17 protein-coding genes are annotated in these 16,897 nt (G+C 40.5%); 15 read left to right on the plus strand and 2 right to left on the minus strand.

From position 1 onward, the window contains the following. The first annotated feature begins 187 nt into the window (after positions 1–187). The 4 genes from BUA96_RS17415 to BUA96_RS16755 all read left to right on the plus strand — a co-directional run bounded on the left by BUA96_RS17415 (position 188) and on the right by BUA96_RS16755 (position 3,253). Positions 188–1,036, plus strand: coding sequence for a ParB/RepB/Spo0J family partition protein (locus tag BUA96_RS17415; protein ID WP_233430667.1), 849 nt, complete (start codon positions 188–190; stop codon positions 1,034–1,036). After that, positions 996–1,976, plus strand: coding sequence for a hypothetical protein (locus tag BUA96_RS17420; RefSeq protein WP_233430668.1), 981 nt, complete (start codon positions 996–998; stop codon positions 1,974–1,976). Before BUA96_RS17415 ends, BUA96_RS17420 begins: the two co-directional genes overlap by 41 nt. A 261-nt stretch (positions 1,977–2,237) precedes the next feature. After that, positions 2,238–2,399 (plus strand): hypothetical protein, encoded by a 162-nt coding sequence (locus BUA96_RS17335; RefSeq protein ID WP_167596220.1) that lies wholly within the window; start codon positions 2,238–2,240, stop codon positions 2,397–2,399. Between the two features lie 17 nt (positions 2,400–2,416). Then, on the plus strand, positions 2,417–3,253 hold the full coding sequence (locus BUA96_RS16755; RefSeq protein ID WP_072985130.1) for a DUF932 domain-containing protein: 837 nt from the start codon (positions 2,417–2,419) through the stop codon (positions 3,251–3,253). A 97-nt stretch (positions 3,254–3,350) separates the two neighbouring features. On the opposite strand, the gene BUA96_RS16760 is transcribed toward BUA96_RS16755, so the two are convergent. Then, positions 3,351–3,995, minus strand: coding sequence for an HmuY family protein (locus BUA96_RS16760; protein WP_233430669.1), 645 nt, complete (start codon positions 3,993–3,995; stop codon positions 3,351–3,353). Between the two features lie 12 nt (positions 3,996–4,007). Next, positions 4,008–6,044, minus strand: a complete 2,037-nt coding sequence (locus BUA96_RS16765; protein ID WP_233430670.1) for a TonB-dependent receptor plug domain-containing protein — start codon at positions 6,042–6,044, stop codon at positions 4,008–4,010. Positions 6,045–6,216: 172 nt separating this feature from the next. On the opposite strand from BUA96_RS16765, the gene BUA96_RS16770 reads away from it, so the two are divergent. The 11 genes from BUA96_RS16770 to BUA96_RS16820 all read left to right on the plus strand — a co-directional run bounded on the left by BUA96_RS16770 (position 6,217) and on the right by BUA96_RS16820 (position 16,873). Beyond that, the gene (locus BUA96_RS16770) at positions 6,217–7,125 is read left to right on the plus strand and encodes a DUF6607 family protein (protein WP_072985132.1); all 909 of its coding nucleotides are present in this window, start codon (positions 6,217–6,219) and stop codon (positions 7,123–7,125) included. 2 nt (positions 7,126–7,127) lie between these two features. Further along, positions 7,128–8,627, plus strand: coding sequence for an ankyrin repeat domain-containing protein (locus tag BUA96_RS16775; RefSeq protein ID WP_072985134.1), 1,500 nt, complete (start codon positions 7,128–7,130; stop codon positions 8,625–8,627). A 1-nt stretch (position 8,628) separates the two neighbouring features. Then, on the plus strand, positions 8,629–9,114 hold the full coding sequence (locus tag BUA96_RS16780; protein ID WP_072985136.1) for a DUF2271 domain-containing protein: 486 nt from the start codon (positions 8,629–8,631) through the stop codon (positions 9,112–9,114). A 9-nt stretch (positions 9,115–9,123) separates the two neighbouring features. Further along, positions 9,124–11,319 carry a PepSY domain-containing protein gene (locus BUA96_RS16785; protein WP_072985137.1) on the plus strand — a complete coding sequence of 732 codons (2,196 nt, stop codon included), beginning with the start codon at positions 9,124–9,126 and terminating at the stop codon, positions 11,317–11,319. Between the two features lie 724 nt (positions 11,320–12,043). Continuing rightward, positions 12,044–12,388: a single-stranded DNA-binding protein gene (locus tag BUA96_RS16790; RefSeq protein ID WP_072985139.1), complete on the plus strand. Its 345-nt coding sequence runs from the start codon at positions 12,044–12,046 to the stop codon at positions 12,386–12,388. Between the two features lie 77 nt (positions 12,389–12,465). Further along, complete coding sequence (locus tag BUA96_RS16795) at positions 12,466–12,915, plus strand: JAB domain-containing protein (RefSeq protein WP_072985141.1); 450 nt, start codon at positions 12,466–12,468, stop codon at positions 12,913–12,915. Positions 12,916–12,926: 11 nt separating this feature from the next. Further along, the gene (locus BUA96_RS16800) at positions 12,927–13,124 is read left to right on the plus strand and encodes a hypothetical protein (RefSeq protein ID WP_072316413.1); all 198 of its coding nucleotides are present in this window, start codon (positions 12,927–12,929) and stop codon (positions 13,122–13,124) included. 445 nt (positions 13,125–13,569) lie between these two features. Continuing rightward, positions 13,570–13,971 (plus strand): BfmA/BtgA family mobilization protein, encoded by a 402-nt coding sequence (locus BUA96_RS16805; protein ID WP_175546508.1) that lies wholly within the window; start codon positions 13,570–13,572, stop codon positions 13,969–13,971. An 11-nt stretch (positions 13,972–13,982) separates the two neighbouring features. Further along, positions 13,983–15,014 carry a MobB family relaxase gene (gene mobB / locus BUA96_RS16810; RefSeq protein WP_072985145.1) on the plus strand — a complete coding sequence of 344 codons (1,032 nt, stop codon included), beginning with the start codon at positions 13,983–13,985 and terminating at the stop codon, positions 15,012–15,014. Between the two features lie 5 nt (positions 15,015–15,019). Next, positions 15,020–16,600: a type IV secretory system conjugative DNA transfer family protein gene (locus tag BUA96_RS16815; protein WP_072985147.1), complete on the plus strand. Its 1,581-nt coding sequence runs from the start codon at positions 15,020–15,022 to the stop codon at positions 16,598–16,600. A gap of 81 nt (positions 16,601–16,681) precedes the next feature. Then, entirely contained in the window at positions 16,682–16,873 is a 192-nt protein-coding gene (locus BUA96_RS16820; RefSeq protein ID WP_072985148.1) for a helix-turn-helix transcriptional regulator, read from the plus strand. Positions 16,874–16,897 lie beyond the last annotated feature (24 nt).

The raw sequence follows: 16,897 nt of genomic DNA on the forward strand, positions 1-16,897 counted from the left end.
GATAGAGAGGGGTTTATTATCATACAATATTCCCGAAAGTTAAACTCGTAAAATACTTCCATCAAAAGACTACGGCATAAAGCCATCGCTTCTGCCACTACTCATTTATTCCGTTTCCTTTTGAGCCAAGATTTTATCTTCCGTTTGGTTTCTGCTCAAATATTGTTTAATCAAAAATTTGAGTATTATGACAACAAAAGCGAGTACCACAAAGAAGCGCAGTAGAGCGAAATCTACTGCCACGAAAGAAGTAAACGGAAAGAAATCACCCGTACTTCAAATTCAGAACTTACCATTGGGCAAAATTAAGACTGACCCTGAACAACCAAGAAAAACTTTCAAAAAAGATGCATTACAGCAACTTTCTGAGAGTATCGAAGAGCACGGTGTATTGCAGCCAATCACGGTAAGGCAGTTAAATGGCCATTATGTCATCGTGATGGGCGAACGCCGGTATCGTGCAAGCAAGCTGGTAGGAAAAAAGACCATACCCTGTATCGTGAGGACTTATGAGAACAATGATGTTTTGGAAGTTCAAATCATAGAAAATCTACAGAGACAGGATTTAGAACCTACAGAAGAAGCTGAGGCGATTGCCTACCTAAGTGAGAAATATGCACCGACAGAAATTGCAAAACGATTGGGCAGAACGGATAACTTTATCAGGCAACGCCTAAAATTGGCAGGTTTGATAGAAGGCTTCAAGCACTTTGTCCGCAATGGCGAAATGACCATTTCGTTGGGTGTAGGTGTCGCACTTTTTGCACCAGAGGAACAACAGATGATGTTGGAAACGATGGGCAAAGATTTTAATGCACATCAAATCAACAGGATGATAAAAGACCAGACCTACGACTTGGAAAAAGCATCTTTCGATGTAACCGATAAGAAATTGGTACCGAAGGCAGGGTCTTGTGTAGAATGTCCATTTAATGCAGCCAATCAAGGCAATCTGTTCGGCGAGGGTAAAATGGTCTGCACAAAATCAGCTTGTTTTGAAACGAAGAAAAACAAAATCGTTCTTGAACTTGATTGAAAAGGCTAAGAAGCAAAACATCCTACTAATTCCTGAAATACGACAGTATTGGGCAGATGACGAAAACAATCAGCTCATTATTTCACAGTTGGAAAAAAGTGGCTTGAAGGTCTATCTGCTGGATGATGTTGAAATCATTGAAAACCCGATTAAGCCAACAATCGAAGCCATCAGGAAAGAGTATCAGCATTACGACTATTCCGAAGATGAACTAAAAGCTGAATTTAAGGAAGCCATTGAGAACTACGAAGAAGAGTTGAAAAATTACAATTCAGCTTCGGACAATGGATTTGTAAATGGTATCGTGTTTCATCCAGACACGTATCAACACAAAACAGTTTTCGTCAAGATAATCGAGAAATCAAAACATAAATCGAGTGAGTATTCAGCACCATTGGCCAACAGAAAAATGGCAGATTGCACACCTGAAGAACAGATAATTAAAATCAACGAAAGAGAAATCCGCAAGAAGCAAATTGAGAACAACAAGCATTTTGAAGAAGTTGTTGAAATGATACGAGAGACCAAATATATAGCTACGAAGAAGACACTTTCGACAGATGAAATGGTGGCATTCTCGATATCGCTCTTTGAAAATAATGTGGACTATATGAGCCAACAAAAGTATTTCTCAAAGTTCTTGGGCGACACTTCCAAAATGACCAAAGTTGAAATGGTCGAGAATTTTAAAAAGAAGTTCAAAAAGGAAGTCTTTCACAAGTTGATACGCTATATGATTACAAAACAAGTGCATTTTGGCGAAAGCAATCACTTAAATAACCTGACGAACATTTCATTCTACAATGCGATGCAAGGATATTACAAATCCAAGATTGCCAGTATTGAGAAAGAATATACCGAGAAGAGAGAAAAGCGTGAAGCACGTTTGAAAGAGCGAATTGCAGTTCTTGAAAAGAAAGTCAAAGAGCTTAACAAGTAGCTTTTGTTGTTTGAAGAAGAGTCGGCATTCGTGCTGGCCCTTCTTCTTTTTTATGATAGTGCCTAAAAATGTATTTACGAGGAAGGGGTTATCAATCAATAGATAGCGCAAAGGTAAACTCGTAAAATACACCCATCAAAAGACTACGGCATAAAGCCGTTGCGCGCATTCCACTTCTCATTTATTCCGTTTCCTTTTGAGCTGAGATTTTAGCTTCCGTTTGGGTACTGCTCAAATATTGTTTAATCAAAATATATCATTATGAAACGAGTATCTGAAAAATCTAAAATTTCGCCACAGGAGGCTGAAATACATTATCAATCGAGTAAAGAAAATTACAACATCGAAGGTGCGGAAAGTCACTTGGCTTATTACAGAGAAAAGCATCCAATCTATTATGCGGTGTTATTACAAAACGTTTAATCTAAAATTCAAAAGCTATGTATTTACAAAATTTGCAACAGGATGAAATCTTCGTTCCATCAGAAATGAAATCCTTAAAAAGTCTGACACAGATGGAATCCCGAAGAGGGCTTGAAAATGCCATCATCTCAAACGGTAAAATCGTCAATGTGGTATCGAACAGCTATGGCCACATTCCGAACCAATTGTTCTTCAAGAAAGCCGAAGAAATGCTGACCGATGCACAACTGAACTTCCACAAGCGTACCATCAACAAAAATGACAGGTCGTTCATTACAGATTTCATTATTGACGATAAGAGTCAGTTTTCTGTAAAAAATAAAGAGGATTTGATACTGCCGATGCTTCGGTTTAAGAACTCGTATGACGGTAGTGAAAAGACCTCTGGTAATTTTGGGTTTTATAGAAAAGTATGTTCCAATGGCTTGCACGTTTCTCAGGCAGAAATTGAGTTTTCCATCAAGCATAGTAAGAACAATACACACCTCATTATGCCAAGACTGAACAACTTGTTCGATAAGTTTCTGGACAACGAGTTTTATACCATCACAAAGAAATTTGACAAGATGAAGGAATTTAAAATCATCGATACCAAGGAATTTGTAAGAGCCATTCTCGACAGAACAAAGCTGTTCCGCTATGAATGTAGCGACAAGAACAACGACCCGTCGAAGAAGTCCCGTGAAGTTCTTGAAATTCTCAATTACGAAGCCCTGTTACTTGATGAGCAACCCAATCTTTGGTTAGGTTACAATGCCTTCAATTCGGTATTGCACAATGTCTTGAAAAAGAGCTTTTGCCAACAGGAACGATTGGACAAAAAACTGTTCGATGAAGTGTATGCCCTGGCATAGATTAAAAAGGTTTATCCAGTACCTTAAACTGGATTTTTAATAAAACAAAGCCCCTTCAACAAAGAAAGGGCCTTGCAATTAAACTAACTCAAACTAACTACTCAAACGAAGTTTCCCCTTCGTTAGGGTTGTATACATAATTAAAAGTATAGTAACGGCTCTCATCGGTCTGCGGGTCCGGTTGCGAGGGGTTGTCCTTATAGTAGCTTAAAATCTCAACCTTGGCATATCGTCCGTCACGGGTGCGGAACACCAAGACCTTGCCCGGAATGGGTGTAACGACATTGACCATCGGGTTGTAATTGTACCAGCCATTGTCACTTCCAGTTGGGATGGCAAAACTTCCATCGGCATCTTGGTCAAAGGTCAAACCTTCCGCAGTCGTTACACTGGCAAAAGTACCAGTTGCTATGGTCGCACCAGCATCGCCATTTCGCGCTGGCTCGTCATCGGTGCCGGTAACTGTTCCACCATTTACGGCAATGGTCGTACCTCGAAAAGCAATGTCCCAATCCGTATCGCTGGTAGTCTGCATTCCCGTTTCAAAATCGAATTTTGCAAATTCGCCACCTACGGGCTGTCCCTGCCCACCTGTTTGGGGCGCAAATAGATTACTGACCAACTCGGCTTCAATCGGGTCTGGGGTTGGGGTATTGTCATCATCGCTGCTACAAGATGTGAATGCTATACATACCGCAGCAAGCGCGATGGTTTTAAGTGTGTTCATTGTTTTAATTTTCATTGTATTTAAATTTTAAAATTGGTAATTGAGTTTAACGTATCCTTGAATTCCCGGTAAGGTCGGGATGTTGTTGTCCGTATAGTCCAAGAGGTTGTTGGCACCTACCTGTAAAGTGAAATCGTCATAAAAGGTCTTGCTGGCCGCTATATTCGTGGTTACATACCCATCTATAAAACTGGTGTCGTAAGTGTCGATAAGTCCATTTCCGTTTGTATCGAATTGGGCATATTTACTTCTGTATAGCAGACGTAGATTTATGTTCGCTTTCGCGGAAGCGATATCATAGAACACCTTAAAGTTGGCATTGTGCCGTGAGCGGTTCACGAGGCCGAAATTATCGGACTGCGTGACCGCCACGGTCTGATTTGTCGCCGGGTCGCGGGCAAATACCTGACCATCTTCTACTTCTTGTTGTTTCTTTTTATCGTAGGCATATAATAACTGATAGCCTGCACTCAAGTTCAAAGCATTAGTAATTTTATAACCTGTGTTTATTTCAAATCCCGTAGTGTAGATTTCATCGAAATTGACATAGCTGAAAACATTCTGACCATTGGTCTTACGAGCAATAATTCGTGTGTCAATGAGGTTTTTAATATCATTTCTAAAGAAATTCAATTCGCTGTTCCATTTCCCTTCTTTAAAAGTCAATCCTACATTATATCCTACGGAACTTTCCGCTTCCAGCGGATTGTTCAAATCGTCTTCTGAAACCACTACATCGAGGATTTGCCCTTGTTCCCGAAGTTCCCGTAGTTTATCCAACGCCACATTATAGCCCAAAACAGTATACCCCACGGCCGAATTGGTAAAATCGAAATAGAGCTGCCTGAAATCTGGTGCTTTAAACCCATAACCTACTGAACCCTTTACAGAAATGGCATTTGTCAATTTGTAGCGCATCGCCAGTTTTGGACTGAACTGATTGCTGTATTCCGAATGGTTGTCAAAACGGGCACCGGCGATGACGTTCAACCTTTCGACAGGGTTAAAATCATATTGGGCATAGGCATATTGCGAATTGAAACTTACCGTCTCGTCAAAGAATGTCCTGTCGAGCTCATCGTATTGAAAGCCGAATCCCGCTGTGAGCGTTCCTGCATCAGCAAAAGCATAATTCCCGCGAATTTCAGGACGAAACAATTTCTGGTCAAAATCACTATCGCTCAAAACATCTTCGGAAATGGGGTCGGCCAACCGCTCGTTGGCCGTATAGTTGGTATAGTAAAGCTCGTAGGACGTGTCCAACCTATCGTTCCATTTCTGGTCTATCCTTGCGTGGGCGTTCCATTCCCGTTCCTTACTATCGCCTTCAAATGCGACATCATTAAATGTGAACCCGGCGTCTTGCACCTGGTCATAAAATCGAGCGGACGTGAACAGGGACAATTTGTCATTAAAATCATAGTAGATACGCCCATTGACCGTGTAGTTCTCGAACGGATTTACCGTTTGCCCATCCACATCGGGATTGAGGTCATAGCCCTCACTCGAAAAACGATTGGCAAAAAAGACGTAGCGTAATTTTTTGTAGCGTTGTTTGATATCAACATTGATATCCTGTTGGGTAAAACTGCCGAAGCGATAAGATGCATTTCCGTGCAGTTCTTCTGATTTTGGTTTTTCGGTAATAATATTGATGACACCGCCCAAAGCTTCAGAACCATAAAGACTGCTCGATGGTCCTTTGACCACCTCAATCTGTTTGATGTTGCCAACGGTCAGACGGCTCAAATCAAAATTCCCTGCGCTTCTTCCCACCAAGGGTACGCCATCTATGAGAATCAGGATATAGTCCGATGCGATACCTTGAATCTGTACCCCTTCAAAACCGCTTTCGTCCGTCACGGTAATGATACCTGTTTGCTCGTTCAATATTTCATCAAGGCGTATGGTACCCGATTGTAAAATCTTCTTTTTGGAAATTAATGTTACCGGTAATGGTAAGGAAGAAAGTTGTCTTTCGGTACGTGTGGCGGTCAATATGACTTCTTCCAGCTTCTCTACTTTCAGGGAATCCCTAACAGTCTTTTGCTCGTTCTGGCCAATCGAAGTTTGGTAACAAAAAGTGAATAGTATGAAGCAAAAAGTTAGGCGCAAAATCGAGATTATTATTTAGATTTATTCTTAATACGGTGCAAATATATATGTTATTTTTATTCAATCTAAATAAAAGTTATTATTTTTGTCGAAGAAATTTAATAACGTAAAACCAAAAAAAATGAAAACACCCGCGTACATCGTATTGGCACTGTTATTTTCAATAAATGCCATTTCCCAACCCTCAAAAAAGCAAGAAGACAGGGAAGCCATCAAAAAAATGTGTGGCTGTTACGAAGTGACCTTCAACTTTGCAGAAACCTTCAATTACAGCAATGATTCCCTGTATAAACCATCCAAAACGAAAGTCGATAAAGGATTGGAATGGGCACAGTTGGTTACCGATGAAGACGATAAAATCCAGATTCAGCATTTATTGCAAGTAGGCAATCCGGCCGACCCACATATCGTAAAGCATTGGCGACAGGACTGGCTTTTTGAAAACACCGATTTGTACACGTACAATGCCGACAATGAATGGACTTTTAAAAGAATGCCTGCTTCCGAAGTAGAAGGGCAATGGACACAAAAGGTCTATCAGGTGGATGACAGCCCACGTTACGAAGGTTCTGCTACTTGGGTACACGTTGACGGGAAAAGTTATTGGGAAAACACGACCCCTGCACCTTTGGCACGACGGGAATATACCACCCGTAGCGATTACAACCTGTTGATGCGCGGCAACCGTCAGGAAATTACGGATTACGGTTGGTTGCACGACCAGGACAATTCTAAAATCATCCGCGAGGATGGTAAGGAAGATGTACTATTGGCAAAGGAAAAAGGCTATAACACCTATAAAAAAGTAGATGACAGCCGTTGTGCCGCCGCTGAAAAATGGTGGCAGGAAAATGAGGAAAAATGGGCAAAGGTACGTGCCAAATGGGACGAAGTATATGGTCGTAACAAAGACCTTGTGCTCGAAGAAAAAGTGGACAACAAGGTGCTCTACAAATACCTCTTTGATGAGGGATATGAAGAAGTGGCCAAAATTGATGAAGTCATAGAATCCTTTGTAAAAAGACCTTGATAATGAAACACCTAACCATTATATGGCTGTTTCTTGCCCTGCTGCTCTCGGTGGGGCAGGTTTCGGCCCAAGAAAATATATTTCTTGACCGTTCCTTTTGGAAAGGGAATCCCGATTTGGAAACCGTAAAACAAAAAATTGTCGAAGGGAACGACGCCACCGCACTCAACCAATTCGCCTTTGATGCCACCATCTATGCGATGCTTGAGAAAGCGGATGATGATATCTTGAAATATCTACTGTCCCTGGAAGGTAACCCCATCGATAAAAACACCCACGACAGCCGAATCTATTTGCATTGGGCCGCTTATGCTGGACTTACGGATATTGTTGAACATCTCTTAAACGAAGGCTCATCGGTAACCAAATTGGACAGCCACGGCTACACACCCCTTGCCTTTGCCGTAAACGCTGGACAGACCAATCCCGAATTATTCGAGGCTTTTGAGAAGTACGGTATAAACCTTTTGGAAGAGAAGAACGACAGCGGTGCCAACCTTTTATTGTTGGCGGCACCGTCATTATCCAATGAGGCTGAACTGGATTATTTTCTCGAGAAAGGTTTTGAACTGGGCAGTAAAGATGACATAGGCAACGGTATCTTTAATTATACCGCAAAAAAAGGAAATGCCGAATTTCTTGATTTGCTCATAAAAAAAGGCGTGGACTATAAATCTTTGAATGCAGCCGGCGGGAACGCTTTCTTATTTGCCGTTCAAGGCGGTCGGGTATATAGTAATCCCCTTTCGGTTTATGAATATCTGCGAGACCTCGGTATCGAACCGAATGTCGTGACCAAAGAAGGCTACACACCGTTGCATCGTCTGGCCTACAGCAATACCGACCCAGCGATTTTTGAATTTTTCTTAGCTGCCGGTGCAGATGTCAACCAAAAAGATGCTGACGGAAATACGCCGTTTCTCAACGCAGTCTATCGCAATGAGTTGGCTATGGTGAAACTACTTTCCAAAGACGTAAAAGATTTCAACATCGCTAATAACAATGGCGAGACCGCCTTGATGCTTGCTGTACAACGTAACAGTCCCGAAGTAGTCAAATTTCTTTTGGATAAGGGCGGTAACGCTTTCGCGAAAGCGGAAAACGGTAACACCGTTGCCTATTATCTTCTGGAATCTTTTGACAGTGGCAATCCTTCAACATTTATTGATAAGTTGAAACTGCTTCAAGACAAAGACGTTCAATTTAATACAACCCAAGCTGAGGGGAATACACTATTGCATCTGGCTGCCAAAGCAAATGATTTGGAACTTTTAAAACGTATTGCTGCTTTTGATATCGACATCGACGCCAAAAATGATGAAGGACTGACCGCATTGCACGTTGCAGCAATGAAAGCTGCAGATGACAAAATGATGAAATATTTAATCTCAAAGGGTGCCGATACCAAGGTAAAAACCGATTTTGAAGAAACGGTCTATGATTTGGCCATTGAAAATGAAATGTTGCAAAAACAAAATACCTCATTGAATTTTTTAAAGTAATATGAAGAATTTATTTAAAATCATTCCTGCAATCGCATTGGCAGGATTCTTACTCACAGCATTTACAACTTCCAATTCCAAAGCCGTAAAATGCCTGATACAAATGACCAACTACACGGGCGAAGGTGCTTATGTAGTAGTATCCTTATTAACCCCGGAAGGGGAATATGAAGAAACGCTTTATGTTCAGGGAAAGGACAGCGAATGGTATAGCGAAATTCCAGAATGGTGGAAATTCTACGGAAAATACCGCCCCGATATCGATGCGATTTCCGGTGCGACCATAAGTGGTGGCGAGCGTACCGTGACGGTATTGCAAATCCCAGAAGATAAAATTGATAAAGGCTACAGCCTGCGTTTTGAAACTTCAGTAGAGGACCAAGAATATTATGCAGACGATATACAGTTTGAACTCACCACCGAAAACCTAAAAGCCAAAAAAGAGGGAAAAGGGTTTATTCGTTATGTACGAATGCTTCCAAATTAACGATGGCCTATGACCCTTTCCATCTGGCGATATAGTCACCTAATACTTGCTGTTGCTTCATCCCTGTTTCTGCTCATTGCGGCTATAACAGGTTGCATTCTGGCGGTCGAGCCCATTTCGCATCAAGCAAAAGGCTATGCCGTGCAGGACTTGGACCAAGTCTCATTGACAACCACCATTGACGCCTTAAAGTCAAGCTACGACGAAGTTTTCTCGCTCGAAGTAGAATCGTCAGGATTTGTAAAGGCTTCGGTGCTTACTTCGGAAATCGAAACGCTGGACATTTATGTTGACCCGAAAACGGGTGCGCAATTGGGCGTGGTCAAAGAACGACCCTTTATTTACAGTTTTGCCACCAATCTGCACCGCTCGTTATTTTTGAAAAGCATCGGGCGGTTTTTTGTCGGCTTGATTTCGTTGTTGCTATTACTCATTGCAATTACGGGACTATTGCTTTTGGCCAAACGGCAGGGCGGCTTTAAACGCCTGTTCTCAAAAGTCCAAAAAGATTATTTTGAGCTGCGGTATCACGTGATTTTAAGCAGATGGTTCTTTGTTCCCATTGTTATACTTGCATTTACGGGTGTATATCTTTCTGCGGAAAAGTTTGAGTTACTGCCTGACGCTTCGATTGCACATCAGGAAATCGAAAGTTCCAATGAAACCCAAAATTTTGAAAGCCTCAAGGATATCCCATTTTTCAAACAAACCACCCTTAATGAAGTCCGAAAAGTGGAATTCCCGTTTTCCGAAGATCCTGAAGACTATTTTCATATTGCGCTGAAAGACAAAGAAGTGAGGATCAATCAACAGTCGGGACAGCTCATCAGTATTGCCGAATATCCTTTTGTGCAGTTGGTTTCCCGGTTGAGTTGGGTGTTGCACACAGGGGAAGGAAGTGTGCTGTGGTCCATCGTGCTTCTGCTTGCAAGTGTATCCATCCTGTTCTTTATGTATTCGGGTTTTGCGATGACCTTGAAGCGCAGGAAAAAAGTAATCACAACCGCAGCAATGCCGGATAAGGACGATTGTGAATTTGTGATTTTGGTAGGTTCGGAAACAGGAACGACCTATGATTTTGCCAGACGATTTTACGATAGCCTGACAACCGCAGGCAAAAAGGTGTTTCTGACTGAATTGAATGAATATTCCGCTTTCGCGAAAGTGAAATATATCATCATCTTAACTGCAACCTATGGGGAAGGCGAACCACCTACGAACGCCCGAAAATTTACCACCCTCTTCCCGAACATCAAGCAGCCGAATAAAATTCAATATGCCGTGGTAGGTTTTGGTTCTTTGGAATACCCGGATTATTGCAAGTTTGCGATACAAACCGATGCCTTGTTACAATCCGATTCGAATTTTCAGCCGCTACTGCCACTTTACAAAATCAACAACGCGACCGCAGCAGATTTTAAAAATTGGGTCAAACAATTCAGCGAACGATTGGGGATTCCACTATCTTTTGAAGTCCCAAAAACAAAGAAGTCAAAGAATAAAAAATTCGCTTTTGAGGTAATGGAACGTACCGAATTAAATACAGACGACACCTTTTTAATCAGACTCAAAGCTAAGCGAGACATCAAATTTACCTCAGGCGATTTATTGACAATATTTCCTGAAGAAACCGAGGTTGCCCGTCAATATTCCATCGCAAAAATGGATGATGAAGTTTTATTGAGTGTCAAAAAGCATCCCTATGGCAAAGGGTCGTCATATTTGTTCAATTTGAATACGGGCGACACTATAAAAGCAGTAATTGATGCCAATACTCATTTTCACTTTCCAAAGAAAACATCTTCCGCAGTATTGATTGCCAATGGAACAGGTATCGCACCATTTTTAGGAATGATGAAAGCAAATAACAATACCAAAATCAATCTGTTCTGGGGTGGCCGCACACACAATTCAGCTGACATATATGATGCTGTCTTAAATAGACTGCCTTCTCGATATCAAAATGGGATTGTCCACAAATGTTATTCAAGAGAGGAACAGCGGCAATATGTACAAGATTTAATAATAGACAAAAAAGAGATTGTTCTTGATACAATTGACAACAACGGGACGATTATGATTTGTGGCTCATTGGCAATGCAGCACGATATTCTGGATGTATTGGAAAGCCTGCTCAATGGACATAACATAATCAGATTGGATGAGCTTCAGCACAATGGACAGTTGAGGATGGATTGTTACTAATATAAGCCTGATATTCATAACCCCCTCAGCACATTCCCCTGCATTCCGCGCTTGCCTGCCGAAAAGGCAGGCAACCACTTCATTTCGGGAAAAGAGCTTCACTACAAATATCTTGGACACAATCCCCAATTTCAGCTTTCCATTCCGTTAACCCTTCCCGATGCTCTGGGAAGGAACACTTCATTCCCGAGCCAAAATTGGGAATAGAGTCCGCTTTCTCATCGGAAAGCCATCACTTCGGTTTTCTTAACGATATTTTCGGCGAAGCCTTCTTGAGCCCTCACTCGAAAATCCTTAAAAACCGAACCGCTGTCTTACACATTTTAAGGGGTTTATAATGGATAGAGCCTTTGTTGTTTTTCGGGTCGTCGAAAAACAGGCACGACATAACCAATTCTACATTAAACCCAGCTACTCATTTCGCTTAACTGTCGGTACGCTCAAATCGTAACCGGTTTTAAAATAATTGCTAATGCCCTTATGGAACTTGTCAAGACTGTACGAGTTTTAGTGAAAAATAAGGTATCTACTTCCTTGAATCCGCCTATGGCGTGATTACTACGTCGCAAACACACCTGATTTATTCCCTAAAAGTCTTGACAAAACCCACTCTATCCATTGTGCGATGCACGAAAGAAAAGAACAAACACCCCTTAAAATTTAATCTGAATTGAAAAGGGAAATATTAATCAAGCCTAAAAAGGGCATTTAAAACCATTGTATTATGAGTACTATTAGAAATCACGTACAGTTAATTGGAAACGTTGGTCAAGAGCCAACCGTTACGAACCTTGAAAGCGGAAAGAAAGTAGCCCGCTTCTCACTCGCTACGAACGAGTATTACAAAGACAGCAAAGGCGAAAAGCAAACGGACACCAATTGGCATACCGTTGTGGCTTGGGGCAAGACCGCTGAAATCGTTGAGAAATATGTCGAAAAAGGCAAAGAAGTTGGGATTACGGGAAAACTAAAGACCCGAACCTACACCACCGACGATGGAAACCAACGCTATGTTACCGAAGTGGTAGCCGATGAAATCCTATTACTTGGAAGTAAAAACGACAAGTAATCTTCAAAATTAAAGAGGGCGTTACCCTAGAAAGATGCGCCCTCTTTTTCATTATTCACACATTAAATATATGTACAATGAAAGCACAAGTTAATGAAATAAAGATTAGCTACAAAGGTGGTTTAAAATCATCTATGTGGAAAAAAATAGGTAATTCAAAAGATGCAGCTGAACTGCTTTTTGAAGATTGGGATAAAGACACCATTGGTATTCAAGAAACATTTAAGGTAGTCTTACTAAACAACAGTAACAAGGTTAAAGGGGTGTATCAACTTTCGCAAGGTGGAATTACAAGTACGTTGATAGATATACGTTTATTATTTGCGGTAATTCTAAAATCTTTGTCAGTAGCCATTATTTTAACGCACAACCACCCGAGCGGAAAATTAGAACCGAGTGATGCAGATAAGAAACTTACAAATAAGATAAAAAAAGCATCCAAACTTTTTGATATTACGATTCTCGACCATTTGATATTTGCGCCTGATGGGGATTATTATAGTTTTTCAGATAACGGAATTTTATAAAACCGAAAGCTATGGTATATCTCAATTTTACAGACTTGAGCGAGGAAGCTCAAAACCGACTTTTGGAAACGTCCAAAGAAGATGTGAAACGAAAATTTGGCGATAGTATCCGCAAATATGTAAAAGAAAATTATGGCTGTTTTGAAACGATGATTGAAGAGGAAGCACTTCGGAATTTATATTCCTATACCTACGTTTTCAATATATAGTTTTCAGCAAAAATGAACCAAGCACCTCTAAAATTTTAGGGGTGTTTTTGTGTGCAATTAATTCTATATCAAGAAAAAATCACTATCTTTATTTTGCTGAAATTCAGCATTCAAAATTAAAGTAAGGATATCCACTTTTCGACTTTCGCCGATAGCCTTACACATCGAAAAATGACATATCGGAAAATCATTTTCCCTGAAAATGGCAATCGGCTTTTTAGCTGGATTGTATGGATTTTTGTCACGCTTGCGCGTGACGAAAAGGAATAGCAAGAGGGTAACGGGCTGCGCCGCGTTACATATTCCATTTTCGTTTTAATCCATTGGTTTTTAATTACTTAAAATCAAACAGGGTTTAAAAATTCCAACAATTTGCGTCAAATGGTCTTGAAACACCAGTAAATAGGGATGGATTTACGTCAAATCTTTAAAAAAGCGAAAGGAAATGGATTCATTCATCACTATCAGGTTCAAACGAAAAACAGCCAAGCGATTTCAGGAATTTTCCAAAATGCACTTTAAAACGCACACCGAAGCAATGGAAAACATACTTGATTTTTTTCTCTATAACGAGATTTCCCCACGAGAAAAATTAGGTCCTACAGGTAGAACCATTGAAGCCAAGCTCTTAAAAAGAATCAATGCGGTCATCGCCATAATGCGTGATGTCGAAAAGACACAAACCAAACCTACGGTCGCAATGTTGCAATCCCTTTTTGTGATGGAAGAACCCAACAAAAAACCATTGATAGTTGAAAAGAAATATGCCGAAGAAAAGAAAGAAGTTCGCCTGCCTGCCGGCGAGGCAGGCTTTCGCGAAAGGCGAAACATTAAGAATGAACTATAATTTTTTCAGCTATGTACATCACAATAACACCTCAAAAAATGGGCGGTAATTTTTCCAAAAGTTCGGCAGATTTTGTTGGCTATTTAGAGAAAGAAAATCAAGGTCTTGAACAACAGGATATGGAACATTTTTTCAATCAATACGGCGATGAGATTTCTGCCGAGGAAGTCATTAAGGAAATCGATGGGAATACCGCAAAATTGGAAAAACACGAGCCAAGATTCTATTCAATTACCGTGAGCCCTTCAAAATATGAATTGCAAAAACTTCAGAACAGTAGCGAAGATTTAAAAAAATATACTCGTGAGCTGATGAAAGATTATGTGGCTTCATTCAATAGGGAAATCAAAGGGCGACCGGTTAACATCGATGACATAAAGTACTATGCAAAAATAGAGCACCAACGTACCTTCAAGGGGACAGATTTTCAGGTAAAAGAGAACCAACCGTACGCCACCAAAATTCTTCAGCTCAAAACGGAAATCCGAAATATTCAAGAAGGACGAGCTGAAGGGAATATTAAAAGGATGAAAAAGGAAATCGCCAAACTGGAACGCCAAGCGCCATATCAGCAAAATGGAAAACGGATTGTCCAGGGAATGCGAAAAGATGGAAACCAGAGCCACATCCATATTATCGTGAGCCGTAAGGATGCGTCCAACAGATTCAGCTTATCGCCCGGAAGCAAATACAAAGCATCCGACGTGAAGTTGAATGGGGAAATTGTAAAACGGGGATTTGACCGTGATACATTTTTCGAGAAAGCAGAAAAAACATTCGATAAGACTTTTGGCTATAAACGCAACTTTGCCGAGACCTACAAAGCCCGAAAGGATTTTGTAAAAAATCCCAATCTCTATTTCGCCGCCTTGATGAAACTACCAGCTAACGAAAAAGCATTGGCTTTCAAAATGATAGCAAAAACGGGACTGCCGATAGTGCCAAATATTCCAGTTAGTCAAACACAGATTGCACTTCGGATTCTTAAACGGTTGAGACGTGGTGCTGAAATAGCGATTAAATCAAGTTCCATAGGAATTTAATATGTATGCAGTTGGATAATCTCATAACGATACTTTCAATTATTGGTCTGGCCAGTTGTATTTTCTGTGCAGTTTTTCGGATAAGTCGGTATGCATTCATCGTTAATTTTCTTGTGCTTGGTGCGATGGTGTTCTATTTGAACGAGGAAAACCGACTGATTCTGATTTCTCTCTATCTGGCTTGCCCTCTCATATTAATTAACATAGGAATGTATGTTTTTCTACATAAAACTGACAAGCCGTTAAATGGCGATAGCAAATATCAAGTCAGCTTTGCCATCACTAAGGGAAATTTCAAATTGGATAACATCAAACGAGGTGCATCCATCATCGGTTCTGCCGGAAGTGGTAAGACCGAAAGCGTTGTCTATGGATTTCTGAAACACTTCCGGAAAGAAGGGTTTTGCGGAATTATCCACGACTACAAGAATTTTGAACTGACTGAAATGGCGTACCCACTTTTTAAGGATAGTGACATCCCGTTTAAGGTTATTTCCTTTGATAAAATTATCCATAGAGTAAATCCTATCGCGCCACGCTATTTAGAGAATGAGGAAAGCGTAAACGAGGTGTCGCGGGTATTAATTGAGAACCTTTTAGAGCAAAGAGAAAGCGGAACAACTGGCACGACAAAATTCTTTAACGATGCCGCTGAAGGATTGATTGGCGGATTGATTTGGAAACTGAAAACCACCTATCCACAATTCTGTACACTTCCTCACTTGATTGCTATATACCAATATCTGGACACGGACAGCCTTATTCAATTTTTGGAAACCAATACGACATCAAGGGCAATGGCAGATGCTTTTATAAGTGGCAAGGATTCGGATAGGCAAACAGCTGGTGTAAAAAGTACCTTGGCCAATGCACTAAAACGAATTAGTACACAACGCATTTTTATGGCATTATCCGCAGATGAAGTGCCACTCAATATAAACAATGAGAAAAATCCAGCGGTCATTTCAATAGTCAATAACCCAAAATTTGAGACGTCATATTCGCCAGTAATTGCAACTATCATCCACACTATCACAAAGCAAATGAGTGTGCGTAGTTCAAAACCATCATTTCTGCTTATGGAAGAAGCGCCAACCATCCGATTACTAAATATGCACCGCATTCCGGCGACACTTAGAAGCTATGACATTGCCACCATCTACGTTATGCAGGATAAAATCCAGAATGATATGATGTATGGCGATAAAGCCAGTAAAGCTATATTAAGCAATTTATCCTATCAGTTTTTCGGCAAAGTCAACGACCCAGATACCGCCAAATATTATGAACGCTTTTTTGAAATTATTAAGGATCCAACCAAGAGTATAAGTCGTGGTCATAACCTCGATTTTGATACTCGCATTACCACGGGCGAAAAGGAAATTCCCAAGATTAGAGCGGAAGTGTTTTTTAGATTAAAGCAGGGCGAATTTATTACCTATGCGGATGGGAAGGATAAGAAAGTGCAGTTCAAACTATCGAAAATCAACAGGCAACTTCCAGAAGTAGCTAAGCAATATTCAAGTGCTGATATGAATGCTAATTTTGAGCGGGTTTATGATGAGGTGAGGTCAATTTTTAGTTAATAAATCTTCAAAATTAAACTATAGTTGTCATTATGTAAATAATAGTTTACATTTGGTGTTATAAATAGCAGTCTTAGCGCAATGAAAAACACCATTAGGGTTGAGCGAGCAAAACTTGAGATATCACAACAGGAACTTGCCGAGAAAGTAGAAGTGTCAAGACAAACTATCCATTCTATTGAAAGGGGCAAAAAAACACCTTCTGTTGAATTAGCTATAAGAATGGCGCGCTACTTTAAGATTCCTGTAGAAGAACTGTTTATAATAGAATAATCTTTTAAATACTTTTTTATGAAT

Source organism: Leeuwenhoekiella palythoae (genome assembly GCF_900130045.1).
Lineage (GTDB): Bacteria > Bacteroidota > Bacteroidia > Flavobacteriales > Flavobacteriaceae > Leeuwenhoekiella > Leeuwenhoekiella palythoae.